General features: G+C 73.1%; 14 protein-coding genes and 1 pseudogene. 7 read left to right on the forward strand and 8 right to left on the reverse strand.

What is annotated here, in order from left to right:
• Positions 1-35: 35 nt before the first annotated feature.
• The gene (locus ABZ370_RS23500; RefSeq protein WP_358624178.1) at positions 36-788 is read right to left on the reverse strand and encodes a VTT domain-containing protein; all 753 of its coding nucleotides are present in this window, start codon (positions 786-788) and stop codon (positions 36-38) included.
• A 175-nt stretch (positions 789-963) separates the two neighbouring features.
• Here ABZ370_RS23500 and ABZ370_RS23505 point away from each other — a divergent pair, with 175 nt between their 5' ends.
• The 3 genes from ABZ370_RS23505 to ABZ370_RS23515 all read left to right on the forward strand — a co-directional run bounded on the left by ABZ370_RS23505 (position 964) and on the right by ABZ370_RS23515 (position 3406).
• Positions 964-1128, forward strand: coding sequence for a hypothetical protein (locus ABZ370_RS23505; protein ID WP_358624180.1), 165 nt, complete (start codon positions 964-966; stop codon positions 1126-1128).
• Positions 1129-1241: 113 nt separating this feature from the next.
• Positions 1242-2429 (forward strand): elongation factor Tu, encoded by a 1188-nt coding sequence (gene tuf, locus ABZ370_RS23510; RefSeq protein WP_358624509.1) that lies wholly within the window; start codon positions 1242-1244, stop codon positions 2427-2429.
• Positions 2430-2557: 128 nt separating this feature from the next.
• The gene (locus ABZ370_RS23515; protein ID WP_358624183.1) at positions 2558-3406 is read left to right on the forward strand and encodes a fused MFS/spermidine synthase; all 849 of its coding nucleotides are present in this window, start codon (positions 2558-2560) and stop codon (positions 3404-3406) included.
• Positions 3407-3437: 31 nt separating this feature from the next.
• Here the strand turns inward: ABZ370_RS23515 and ABZ370_RS23520 are convergent, their stop codons facing one another.
• Positions 3438-4733: an MFS transporter gene (locus ABZ370_RS23520; protein ID WP_358624186.1), complete on the reverse strand. Its 1296-nt coding sequence runs from the start codon at positions 4731-4733 to the stop codon at positions 3438-3440.
• Positions 4734-4817: 84 nt separating this feature from the next.
• On the reverse strand, positions 4818-5903 hold the full coding sequence (locus ABZ370_RS23525) for a hypothetical protein (RefSeq protein ID WP_358624188.1): 1086 nt from the start codon (positions 5901-5903) through the stop codon (positions 4818-4820).
• Positions 5904-5987: 84 nt separating this feature from the next.
• On the opposite strand from ABZ370_RS23525, the gene ABZ370_RS23530 reads away from it, so the two are divergent.
• Positions 5988-6440, forward strand: coding sequence for a DUF4442 domain-containing protein (locus tag ABZ370_RS23530; protein WP_358624190.1), 453 nt, complete (start codon positions 5988-5990; stop codon positions 6438-6440).
• Between the two features lie 181 nt (positions 6441-6621).
• A complete protein-coding gene (locus ABZ370_RS23535) occupies positions 6622-7320 on the forward strand; it encodes a DedA family protein (protein ID WP_358624193.1) in 699 nt (232 codons plus the stop codon).
• A gap of 10 nt (positions 7321-7330) precedes the next feature.
• On the opposite strand, the gene ABZ370_RS23540 is transcribed toward ABZ370_RS23535, so the two are convergent.
• Complete coding sequence (locus ABZ370_RS23540; protein WP_358624195.1) at positions 7331-7876, reverse strand: gamma carbonic anhydrase family protein; 546 nt, start codon at positions 7874-7876, stop codon at positions 7331-7333.
• A 40-nt stretch (positions 7877-7916) separates the two neighbouring features.
• Positions 7917-8783: an EamA family transporter gene (locus tag ABZ370_RS23545; protein ID WP_358624198.1), complete on the reverse strand. Its 867-nt coding sequence runs from the start codon at positions 8781-8783 to the stop codon at positions 7917-7919.
• Positions 8784-8898: 115 nt separating this feature from the next.
• On the opposite strand from ABZ370_RS23545, the gene ABZ370_RS23550 reads away from it, so the two are divergent.
• Both ABZ370_RS23550 and ABZ370_RS23555 read left to right on the forward strand, forming a co-directional pair.
• Entirely contained in the window at positions 8899-9471 is a 573-nt protein-coding gene (locus ABZ370_RS23550; protein ID WP_358624512.1) for an XRE family transcriptional regulator, read from the forward strand.
• 42 nt (positions 9472-9513) lie between these two features.
• Positions 9514-10068 (forward strand): annotated as a pseudogene (locus ABZ370_RS23555) (YbaK/EbsC family protein).
• A 3-nt stretch (positions 10069-10071) separates the two neighbouring features.
• Here the strand turns inward: ABZ370_RS23555 and ABZ370_RS23560 are convergent.
• From ABZ370_RS23560 to ABZ370_RS23570, 3 genes are all read right to left on the reverse strand, one after another.
• Complete coding sequence (locus ABZ370_RS23560) at positions 10072-10557, reverse strand: GNAT family N-acetyltransferase (RefSeq protein WP_358624200.1); 486 nt, start codon at positions 10555-10557, stop codon at positions 10072-10074.
• An 86-nt stretch (positions 10558-10643) separates the two neighbouring features.
• Positions 10644-11051, reverse strand: a complete 408-nt coding sequence (locus ABZ370_RS23565; protein WP_358624203.1) for a CoA-binding protein — start codon at positions 11049-11051, stop codon at positions 10644-10646.
• A 106-nt stretch (positions 11052-11157) separates the two neighbouring features.
• Complete coding sequence (locus tag ABZ370_RS23570; protein WP_358624205.1) at positions 11158-11352, reverse strand: MbtH family protein; 195 nt, start codon at positions 11350-11352, stop codon at positions 11158-11160.
• Positions 11353-11358 lie beyond the last annotated feature (6 nt).

Raw genomic sequence — 11358 nt, forward strand, 5'->3', positions numbered from 1 at the left:
CCCGGCTGAAGCCCGCGCCCCCGGCTGCGGGCCGCTCACGCGCCGCGCAGCCGTCCGCGCTTGCGCCAGGCCATGACGAGCCCGGCGAGGGCGGGTACGGCGATACAGGCCAGCGCGATGAGGAAGACGGGCGAGGTGGGCGTGGCGGCGTGGCCGCCCGCCACCACGTACGCCGCCGTGTTCGGCACACAGCCGAGCCCGGTCGCCAGCAGGAACGCGGGCCAGCCCATCCGCGACACCGCCGCGCAGTAGTTCGCAGCGGCGAACGGAATGCCCGGGAAGAGCCGGATCGCCAGCATCGAGCGGAAGCCGTGATGGCTCAGCTGCCGGTCGGCCGCGCCCAGCCAGCGGCCGCGCAGCAGCGGGCGCAGCGCGTCCTGCCCCAGCAGTCTGCCCAGGCCGAACGAGACCCCGGCGCCGAGCACCGTACCGGCGACGGCCGCGGCGAGACCGGCCTGGGCACCGAGGAGCACGCCCGCCGCCAGGTTCAGCAGCGGCCGGGGCACCAGCGCGGCGGTGCACAGCCCGTACGCGGCCGCGAACAGCACCACGGCCGCCGCGCCCGGCACCTGCGGCGGCCAGCCGTCGGCCAGCAGCCGGTGCGGCTGCCACACCCACACCGCGGTCGCGGCCCCGGCCAGCAGCGCGGCGAGCAGCCCCAGCCGTGACCACGGCGAGAGCAGCGCGGTGCGGGCACGGCCCACGGCCGGTTCCGGGGAGGGGTCCACGGCCGGTTCCGGGGACGGGTCCACGGCCGGTTTCGGGGAGGGGACGGCGACGTCGAGCATCGGGGGAGCGTAACCGACCGGGACGCGGGCACGCTGTGATGTCGCCCGCCCGTCGGCTGGTTGTCGTCCGGCCGATACGTGGGACGGCCCGGACGATCGCCTCCCGGACACCAGGGGTTCGTCCGCGCCGCACCGGCCCCGCGCACCCCGAAAACCATTCGACGGAGACCGAAGGGTGCGCAATGATCACGGCATGTTCCGGTATGCCTTCCCGATGACGGCGTCCGCGGTCGCGGACGCTTCGAAGGCTGCCTTTTTCTTCTTCGATGCCACCACCGCCGCCGCGCTCGCCGCCGCCGTGGCCGTGACAGCAGCCCACCTCGACGGCGCCCGACGCTGACCCTCCTCGGACCACTCCGACGGACCCCGCCAGGGGAGGGTCGGCCCGGCTCCGGGGTCCGCGCTTCCCTTGTCGTTCCGAGGAGGAACAGCCGCATGTCCGCCACGTCCAAGATGCCCAAGGTCCTTTCCAAGCAGGCCTACGTGCGCACCAAGCCGCATCTGAACATCGGCACCATGGGCCACGTCGACCACGGCAAGACCACGCTCACCGCCGCCATCACCAAAGTGCTCAGCGAGCGCGGCTCCGGCGGCACCTATGTGCCGTTCGACCGCATCGACCGGGCGCCGGAGGAGGCCGCGCGCGGCATCACCATCAACATCGCGCACGTCGAGTACGAGACCGACACCCGGCACTACGCCCACGTCGACATGCCCGGCCACGCCGACTTCATCAAGAACATGGTGACCGGCGCGGCCCAGCTCGACGGCGCCATCCTCGTCGTCTCCGCGCTCGACGGCGTCATGCCGCAGACCGCCGAACACGTGCTGCTCGCCCGTCAGGTGGGGGTCGACCACATCGTCGTCGCCCTCAACAAGGCCGACGCGGGCGACCCCGAACTCACCGACCTGGTCGAACTGGAGGTGCGCGAGCTGCTGTCCGCGCACGGCTACCCCGGCGAGACCACGCCCGTCGTACGGGTCTCCGGGCTGCGCGCGCTGGACGGCGACCCGCGCTGGACCGGCGCGATCGAGGCGCTGCTCGACGCCGTCGACATCTACGTACCGACGCCGGTGCGCTACACCGACGCCCCGTTCCTGCTGCCGGTGGAGAACGTGCTGACCATCACCGGCCGCGGCACGGTCGTCACCGGCGCCATCGAGCGCGGCACGGTGCGCGTCGGCGACCGCGTCGAGGTGCTCGGCGCGGATGTGACGACGGTCGTCACGGGCGTCGAGACCTTCGGCAAACCCATGGAGTCCGCCGAGGCGGGCGACAACGTGGCGCTGCTGCTGCGCGGGGTGGCCCGGGACGCGGTGCGCCGCGGCGATGTGGCCGCGGCGCCCGGCAGCGTCGTACCCCGGCGGCGCTTCACCGCGAGGGTGTACGTGCTGTCGGCGGCCGAGGGCGGCCGTCGTACCCCGGTGGTCACCGGCTACCGGCCGCAGTTCTACCTCCGCACGGCCGATGTGGCCGGCGAGGTGGACCTCGGGGCCGCCGGGGTGGCCCGCCCCGGTGACACCGTGACCCTGACGGTGGAACTGGGCCGCGCGGTGCCGCTGGAGCCGGGGCTCGGCTTCGCGATCCGCGAGGGCGGTCGCACGGTGGGCGCGGGCACGGTGCTCACCGTCGAGCCGTAGGCGCCTTTGACCGAGTGCGGGCTCCCGCTCGCCCACCCCACCGGGGGCGAGCGGGAGCCGCTGCCTGTCCGGGACGGCGCAAGGGGACGGAACAACGGGACGGTGTGATGGGACGGCACAATGGGACGGTGAACGAGCCGATACCCGTGACCCGGACCGTGGACCACGGCACCGCCAAGCTGATGCCGGACGTGGACCGTCCGCGCGCCTGGCTGCTCACGGTGGACGGCGCGCCCCAGTCGTACGTCGACCTGGACGACCCCGGCCACCTGGAGTTCGAGTACGCGCGACGGCTCGCCCACGTCCTCGACGAGACCGGCGAGCCCGGCGCGCCGCTGGACGTCCTGCACCTGGGCGGCGGGGCGCTGACCCTGCCCCGCTATCTGGCCGCCACCCGGCCCGGCTCTCGGCAGCAGGTCGTCGAGGCCGACGGCGGGCTGCTGGAGCTGGTCGCCGAGCAGCTGCCGCTGCCGCCGGGCGGCGCGGGCATCGCGGTGCGCCGGGCGGACGCCCGCGCCGCGCTGGAGGCCGCGCCCGAGGCGTCCGCCGATGTCATCGTGGCCGATGTGTTCGGCGGTTCGCGGGTGCCCGCGCATCTGACGTCGGTCGCCTACGCGCGCGCCGCGGCCCGGGTGCTGCGCCCCGGGGGCACGTACGCGGCCAACCTCGCCGACGGCGCGCCGTTCACCTTCCTCCGCTCCCAACTGGCTACGTTCCGCACGGCGTTCGCGCACCTGTGCCTGATCGCGGAACCCGCTGTGCTGCGCGGCCGCCGGTTCGGCAACACGGTGCTGGTGGCCTCCCAGGGCGAGCTGCCGGTCGGGGCGCTGGCGCGGCGTACCGCGGCCGACGCGTTCCCGGCGCGGGTGGAGCACGGGGCGGCGCTGGAGCGGTTCACCGGCCACGCGGCGCCGGTGCGGGACGAGGACGCGGTGCCGTCGCCGGAGCCGCCGGGCGGCGCGTTCAGCATCGGCTGACGGCACGGCACGCCACGTACGGCGGCGGCTCTCAGAGCTTTTCCGGGGCCGCCACCGGCTCGGTCACGGGCGTCCCCTTCGCGACCGGTTCCGATTCGCGGCGCCGCAGCCTCCGTACGTCCGGTACGCACAGCACGGCCACGGTCAGCAGCAGGATCAGCGACGAGCTGCCCCACAGCGCGGCCGACCGCCCGAAGGCGTTCTCGGCCGGGCCCGCGAGGGCGGTGGCGAGGGGGACCATGGCGATGGAGCCCATCCAGTCGTACGCCGCCACCCGGGACAGCTTGTCCTCGGGGATCTCCTGGTGCAGCGCGGTCATCCAGGACACCCCGAACACCTCGACCGACGCCCCGGCGACGAACATCACCGCGCACAGCACGGGCGCGGACACCGGAACGGCGAGCGCCGCCGTCGGCAGGGCGAACGGCAGCACGCACAGGGAGCCCGCGAACAGCAGCCGACGGGGTCTCCAGCGCGTCATCGTCAGCCCGCCGACGACCGTGCCCGCGCCGAACGCCGCGAGCGCGAACCCCCAGGGCCGCGCCCCGCCCAACTGCTCCTCGGAGACCAGCGGCCCGTACACCGCCTCGGCCGCGGCCACCACCGCGTTGACGACCGAGAACTGCAGCACGATGGTCCACAGCCAGGGCCGCCCCGTGAACTCGCGCCAGCCCTCGCGCAGATCGCGCAGCATGCCGCCGCCGGGTTCGCGCGGTGCGATGTGGCTGACGTCGAGCAGCGCGCGCAGCGCCCCGGCGGCCGCGAACGCGGCGGCGTCGATGGCCAGCACCCAGCCCGGGCCGACGATCGCCACCAGCGCGCCGCCCAGCGCGGCACCGCAGATCTGTGCGCCGTTGGTGCCGACGCGGAACAACGCGAAGGCGCGGGCGGACTGTTCGGCGTCCACGCTGGAGAGCAGCATGCCCTCGGCGGCGGGGCCGAAGAACGCCTGCCCGGTGCCGCTGAGCGCGGCGAGCACGGCCATCTGCCACAGCCGCGCCTCACCCGTGAGCACGAGCACCGCGAAGAGGCCTTGCGAGGCGCAGTTGAGGGCGTTGGCCGCGACCATCACCCGGTGCCGCGGCAGCCGGTCCGCCAACGCGCCGCCGATCAGCAGGAAGGCGACGAGCGGGAGGGTACGGGCCGCGGCCACGAGCCCGACGTCACCGCCGTCCCCGCCCGCGTCCAGGACCGCGAACGCCGCCGCGATGAGGGCCCCGGCGTTTCCGAGACCCGTCACCACCGCGGCGGCGGTCAGCAGTGTGTAGTTGCGGCCCGCCCAGGCGGGGCGGGGTGATCGGGGACGCGGGGCCGGGGGAGTGGTCACGCAGCGGACTATCCCCGGGGGCGGGCCCCGGCGTCCAACCCGATTCCGGCCGCTTCGGTCAGCTGGTCAGGAGCCCTCGGATGGTCAGGAGCCCTCGGCTTGCACCGGACGCAGCGAACTCATGATCTTCTTGATGGTGGCGTCCGGGACCTCGTCCTTGACGCCCTTGGCGGAGTAGAGCACCCAGGTCGCGAAGTCGCCGTTGACGTCCGTGTAGGTGACGGTGACCGCCTTGCCGTCCGTGACGCACTTGTCGGTCTTCTTGACGCCGGTGACCGTCGCCGTGGAGGTGTAACCCTTGAGCCCGTGGTCGCTCTTGAACGGCTTGGCGTCGGTGACCTTGCGGGTGCCGGTCTGCTTCTGGTCGAAGGCGGCGTAGACCCAGTTCTCGGCCTCGATCTTGGCGGCGGAGGCCTCGGTCTTGGCGCCCTGCGCGCCCTTGGTGCCGGTCCCGGCGATGCCGCTGGTCTCCTCCTCGCCGTCCTTGCCCTTGACCGAGCAGGCGTTTTCCTTGAACTTGGCCGGGGCGGACATGATGACGAGCGGGTTGCCCTTGTCGTCCTCGAAGCCGATGCTCAGGTCCGGCTTCTTCACCGACCAGTTCGCGGGCACGTCGAACGCGTCGTGTCGCTTGGGGCTGACGACCGTCTGCCAGCCCGGGATCACCGGCTTCACCTGGGCCGTGTCACCCCCGGCGCGCGGGTTGTCCTCGCCGCCCGCGGAGGGGGCCCCGGCCGGGGCCGAGGTGGTGGCGGAGGGTGAGGGGGCGGTGGACTTCTTCTCGTGCTTCGCCTGCTCGTCCTTGCTGTCGTCCTGGTTCAAGACGACGACGCCGGTGATCACGGCCGCCGCGACGACCGCCACCGCGGCGACGATCGCGATGGTCGCCGTGCGCTTCTTCTTGTCCTGCGGCGACTGGGGTGCCCCGGCCGGTCCGGAGGGCGAATTCCAGCCGTGTGCGGGCTGGTTCTGCGGATGCCCGTAACCCGGCTGCTGCCCCGGCTGCTGTCCCGGCTGGCCGGGGTAGCCCTGCTGTGGCTGCTGATACGGATTCGGTTGCTGATAACCCGGCTGCTGGTACGGGTTCGGCTGTTGGTATCCCGGTTGCTGATAGGGATTCTGATCCTGCGGGTTCTGCTCGCCCCCGGGCGGCTGCTGTCCTGGCCACATGGCCGGTAACGATAGATGGGGCCACCGACGGCGGCTACGGCCGCCCCTTCCCCGAAATTGCTACCCGGTGGTAACTTCCCCGGTATGTCAGAGACACTGCCGTCCATCGGCGACACGCTCGCGGCCACCGTGCCCATGGTGCGCACCCTGAACCTGGAGTTCGTCGAGACGTCGGCGGAACGTGCCGTGGTGCGGCTGCCCGACCAGTCCGACTTCCACAACCACGTCGGCGGACCGCACGCGGGGGCGATGTTCACTCTGGCCGAGTCCGCGTCCGGCGCGGTCGTGCTCGCGGCCTTCGGCGACCAGCTCGGGCGGGCCGTGCCGCTGGCCGTGCGTGCCGAGATCGACTACAAGAAGCTCGCCAAGGGCCCGGTCACCGCGACCGCCCGGCTCGGCCGCCCGGTGGCCGATGTGGTGGCCGGACTCGACGCGGGCGAGCGGCCCGAATTCCCCGTCCGGATCGAGATCACGCGCGAGGACGGAGCGGTCACCGGGGAGATGTCCATCACCTGGACGCTGCGGCCCCAGGGCTGAGAAGCGGTCCCCGCCCCCCTGAACGGCGCCCTCCCCCCTCGTACGGGGCCGTCCGGCGAGCCGATGTGGCCGGGAGCCCGCATCGTGGAATGTGGTGGCCGCGCCGATTGAGTACGCTTCCCGAGTGCGCTCGATCGGGCGCGCGCCGACACAGGGATCGGCATACGGGAGGGAACCGGCGTTGCACATCGAGGAATGGCTCGAGACCGTACCCGCGATCAGTGTCTATCTGCTCGTCGGCCTGGTCATCGGCCTCGAAAGCCTGGGCATCCCGCTCCCCGGAGAGATCGTTCTCGTCAGCGCCTCGCTGCTGGCGGCGTCCCAGGACCACATCAACCCCTACGTCCTGGGCGCCAGCGCCATCGCGGGCGCCGTGATCGGCGATTCGATCGGCTATCTGATCGGCCGCAGGGGCGGTAAGCCCCTGCTCGCCTGGCTGGGCCGTAAATTCCCCAAGCACTTCGGCGCCGAGCATGTGGCGTCCGCCGAGCGGTCCTTCCAGAAGTGGGGCATGTGGGCGGTCTTCGTGGGCCGCTTCATTGCGCTGCTGCGCATCTTCGCGGGCCCGCTCGCCGGGGTGCTGCGCATGCCGTACTGGAAGTTCGCCATCGCCAACGTGCTCGGCGGCATCGTCTGGGCGGGCGGCACCACCGCGGTCATCTACTCGGTCGGGAAGGTCGCCGAGGACTGGCTCAAGCGCTTCTCCTGGCTCGGGCTCGTCCTCGCCCTGTGCTTCGGCCTGGGCTCGATGCTGGTGATGAAGTGGCGCACGAAGAAGGCCGGCCAGCAGAAGGCGGCCCGGCAGGAGGCGGCCGCCCGGCAGGGGACCGCCACCCAGCAGGAGGCGGCCGAGCCGGAGCCCGTCCCGGCCGCCGAGTAGTCCGTACGGCTCAGGCCTGGCTGGCCCGCTCCTCCGCCGCCGCGCGGTGGTGGCGGGCCAGTTCCACATAGCCCTCGGCGTTGAGCCGGACGTGCTCCCGCTCCTCCTCGGTCAGCTCGCGCCTGACCTTCCCCGGAACCCCCGCGACCAGCGAGCCCGGCGGCACCCGCATCCCCTGCGGGACCAGCGCCTGGGCCGCGATCAGCGAGCCCGCGCCGATGTGCGCGCCGTTCAGCACGGTGGCACCCATGCCGACCAGGACGTCGTCCTCGACGGTGCAGCCGTGCAGCACCGCGTTGTGGCCCACCGTGACCCGCTCGCCGACGGTGGCCGGGAAACCGGGGTCGGCGTGCACGGTGCAGTTGTCCTGGATGTTGCTGTGCGCGCCCACGCTGATCGACGCGGCGTCTCCGCGCAGCACGGCGTGGTACCAGACGCTCGCCCCCGCGGCCACCGACACATCGCCGATCACCACGGAGGTCGGGGCGGTGAACGCCTCCGGATCGACCTTCGGCTCCTTGCCGCCCACTCCCGCGATCAGTGCCCGCTCCGCCACTGCCGTCTCCTTCGGTCCGTCGTTGCCGGTCCCGGGCACGTTAGCCCGTCGTCAGCAGCACGCTGCCCACCAGGGCGAGCCCGGCGCCGGTCGCCTGCACCGCGCGCAGCCGCTCGCCCAGAACCACGCGGGCGGCGAGCGAGGTCACCACCGGGTACAGCGAGGCGAGGACGGCGGCGATGGTGACCGGGCCGTGGTGGGCGGCCAGGTTGTAGGTGCCGTTGGCGGCGACGTCGGCCAGCCCCACGCAGGCGAGCGCGGGCAGCGACGCCGCGACGACGCGCAGGCCGCCCTCGGGCAGCGCGCGGGCGCCGCGCCGCACGGAGATCAGCAGCGCGCTGCCGCCGACCGCCACATTGCACACCCGCTGCACGAACAGCGCCAGGAAGAGCCCGGTCAGCGTGCTGGAGGCCTCGGCGATCAGCGCCATCACGGACCCGAAGCCCAGCGCGGCGACCAGGGTGAGCAGCAGGGTCTGCCGCTGGACGGGGTTTCCGCCGGTCTGCGGCCCGCCCGCGAGCACCACCCCGGCCACCGCGACCACGATCCCGGCCAGCTGGAGCAGCCCGGGCCGCTCGCCGAGCACGACCGCGACCGCGAGCGGCACCATGACCCCGCCCAGCGCGCCGAGCGGGGAGACGACGCCCATCGGGCCGAGCGCGAGAGCCCGGTAGAAGCTGAGCATGGCGGCCGGGCCCACCACGCCCGCGGCCGCCGCGAACCACAGCTGCGGCCCGGCCTCGGACCATCCGCCGGTGGCCACGACGATCGCGCCGAGCACGGTCACCGCGATGATCTGCGAGACGACGACCACCGTGAGCGCGGGGGTGCGCCGGGTGAGCAGCCCTCCGCCGAAGTCGGCCAGCCCCCACATGAGGCTGGTGGCAAGAGCGAAGAGTGCGGACATGGAAGAACCTCGCCGTACAGTGTGATGGACGCTGGAGTACACCCCACCGTAGTTCAATTTGTTTGACTCTGCCATTCACGATAGTGGACGGCCCAGGATTTTGGACGGGATGCCCGTGACGGACCTCGATCAGCTCACGCAGTCGCTCGCCCGCAACCTCAAGCGCTGGCGCAACGAACGCGGGTACACCCTCGACGCGCTCGCCGCCCGCGCCGGGGTCAGCCGGGGGATGATCATCCAGATCGAGCAGGCCCGTACGAACCCCAGCGTCGGCACCACCGTGAAGCTCGCCGACGCCCTCGGGGTGAGCATCACCACGCTGCTCGACTACGAGCAGGGACCGCAGGTGACCTTCGTCCCCGCCGACCAGGCCGTGCGGATGTGGTCCACCGAGGCGGGCAGCTACACCGCGCTGCTGGTGGGCACCGAGGCGAACGGGCCGCTGGAGATGTGGGAGTGGCGGCTGATGCCGGGCGACGGCAGCGCGTCCGATCCGCACCCGGCCGGGACGTACGAGCTGCTGCGGGTGACGGCGGGCGAGCTGACCCTGGTCATCGGGGGCCGGACGCACACCGTACCGACCGGCACCTCGGCCGCCTTCGAGGCCAACACCCCGCACGTCTACCGCAACGACGGCGCGGTACCGGTGGAGATGACCATGGCGGTTTCGGTGCCCCCCGCCCGCTGAAACCGGGTCTGTACACCCCGCCCGGCCTGCTAGTTTGAGCGTATGAGTACCCCGATGGACGCCTTCGACGAGGTCCGTCCCGCCGTGGAATGCCTGGACCTGCTGACCGCGCCGGTCGCCGGCGCGCTGCGCGACTGGCGCGGCGCCGGGCCGGTGGAGCAGGTGCTGTACGTGGACACCGACCCGGACAAGGCCGACACCGCCGTGCTCGTCGAGAACTACGGCTCCTCGCTGCTGGAGCAGTCCGCCAACTGCGTGGTGGTGGCCGGGAAGCGGGGCGGCGAGACCACGCTCGCCGCGTGCCTGGTCCTCGCCCACACCCGCGCGGACGTCAACGGGGTCGTGCGCCGCCATCTGGGCGCCCGCAAGGCGTCGTTCGCGCCGATCGACACGGCGACCGGCGAGAGCGGCATGTAGTTCGGCGGCATCACCCCGATCGGGCTGCCCGACGGCTGGCCGCTGCTGCTGGACGCCGCCGTCGCCGACATCCCGTACGCACTCATCGGCAGCGGCGGCCGCCGGGGCAAGCTCATCGTGCCGGGCAAGGTGCTCGCCGGGCTGCCGGGCGCGGTCGTGCTGGAGGGGCTCGCCGCGTAGCGGTCAGCCCCGGCGCCCGGACAGATCCAGCGACAGCGCGGTGGAGTGCTCGGCGAAGCCCAGGCTCCGGTACAGCCGCTCGGCGTCGTCCGTGGCGTGCAGATCGACCCGGGTGACGCCCTGCCCGGCGAACCAGTCGAGCAGCGCCTCCGTCGTGGCGCGCCCGTAACCGCGGCCCTGGTAGCGGGAGTCGGTGCACACGCTGAAGATGAACCCGAAGCGCCCCGCGGGGTGGACGGGCGCGGGCAGCCGCTCCTCCAGCCGCCCCACCGCGCACGCCGCCAGATGCGGGGCGCCCGGCTCGTCCCCGTCCACGACGAACGCGCCGAACACCCGCTCCGGCTCGGCCAGTTGCCGCCGCGCCATCTCCTCGGCCCGCGCCTCCCACGGGCCCGGCTCGTCCTTGCCGCGCATGGCCTGGAACATCAGCCGGCGCAGCCGGACCAGCTCGGCGGCGTCGTCGGGGCGGGCGGCACGTATCGGGACCATGGGGCGACGCTAACCGGTGGGCCGCTCCGGGCCCAAGGTGTTTCTCCCCGCCCGGCCGGCCCGGCCCGCTCGGCCCGGCCGCCCGTTCAGCCCAGGCGCGGGATCTCGATGGCCGGGCAGCGGTCCATGACCATCTCCAGGCCCGCCGCGCGGGTCCGCTCGTACGCCGCCGGGTCGATGACGCCGAGCTGGAACCACACCGCCCTGGCGCCGATGGCCACCGCCTGGTCGGCGATCGGCCCGGCCAGGTCGGAGTTGACGAACACGTCGACCACGTCGACCGGGAACGGGATCTCGGCGAGGGTGGCGTAGCCGGGCTCGCCCAGGACCGTCTCGGCCTTGGGGTGGACGGGCACAATGCGCTTGCCGTGGCGCTGGAGCACTCCGGCCACGCCGTAGGCCGCGCGGGCCTGGTTGGCGGACAGGCCGACGACCGCCCAGGTGTCTCCCAGCTCGCCCAGGATGGTGCGGACCGTCGTGGTGTCGCCGTACATGGGTGCCTCCTGCGGGTGCGGTGTCCGGCCTGCTCTTGGGCGGAAACGGACACCGCGCCCCGGAGATTCCCCGGCGGGTGCCGGGGCCTGTTGACGAGGGGAGGGGTCAGGAGGCCATGCGCTCGCGCAGGCTGCGGGGCCTCATGTCGGTCCACACCTCGTCGACGTAGGCCGAGCACTCGTCCTTGGTGCCCTCCTTGCCGACGCTCTGCCATCCGTCGGGGACGTCGAGGTCGGCGGGCCACAGGGAGTACTGGTCCTCGTCGTTGCGGAGCACCTGGTAGCGGGCGTTGTCGTCCATGAGCTG

This window comes from Streptomyces sp. NPDC005962 (assembly GCF_040629205.1).
In the GTDB taxonomy this organism is placed as follows: Bacteria; Actinomycetota; Actinomycetes; order Streptomycetales; family Streptomycetaceae; genus Streptomyces.

Bases quoted from the DNA above. Each gene is read 5' to 3' on its own strand.
- ABZ370_RS23530 (WP_358624190.1), top strand. From the start codon at position 5,988: ATGTCAGAGACACTGCCGTCCATCGGCGACACGCTCGCGGCCACCGTG.
- tuf (WP_358624509.1), top strand. From the start codon at position 1,242: ATGCCCAAGGTCCTTTCCAAGCAGGCCTACGTGCGCACCAAGCCGCAT.
- ABZ370_RS23565 (WP_358624203.1), bottom strand. From the start codon at position 11,051: ATGTACGGCGACACCACGACGGTCCGCACCATCCTGGGCGAGCTGGGA.
- ABZ370_RS23570 (WP_358624205.1), bottom strand. From the start codon at position 11,352: ATGGACGACAACGCCCGCTACCAGGTGCTCCGCAACGACGAGGACCAG.
- ABZ370_RS23525 (WP_358624188.1), bottom strand. From the start codon at position 5,903: ATGTGGCCAGGACAGCAGCCGCCCGGGGGCGAGCAGAACCCGCAGGAT.
- ABZ370_RS23500 (WP_358624178.1), bottom strand. From the start codon at position 788: ATGCTCGACGTCGCCGTCCCCTCCCCGAAACCGGCCGTGGACCCGTCC.
- ABZ370_RS23545 (WP_358624198.1), bottom strand. From the start codon at position 8,783: ATGTCCGCACTCTTCGCTCTTGCCACCAGCCTCATGTGGGGGCTGGCC.
- ABZ370_RS23560 (WP_358624200.1), bottom strand. From the start codon at position 10,557: ATGGTCCCGATACGTGCCGCCCGCCCCGACGACGCCGCCGAGCTGGTC.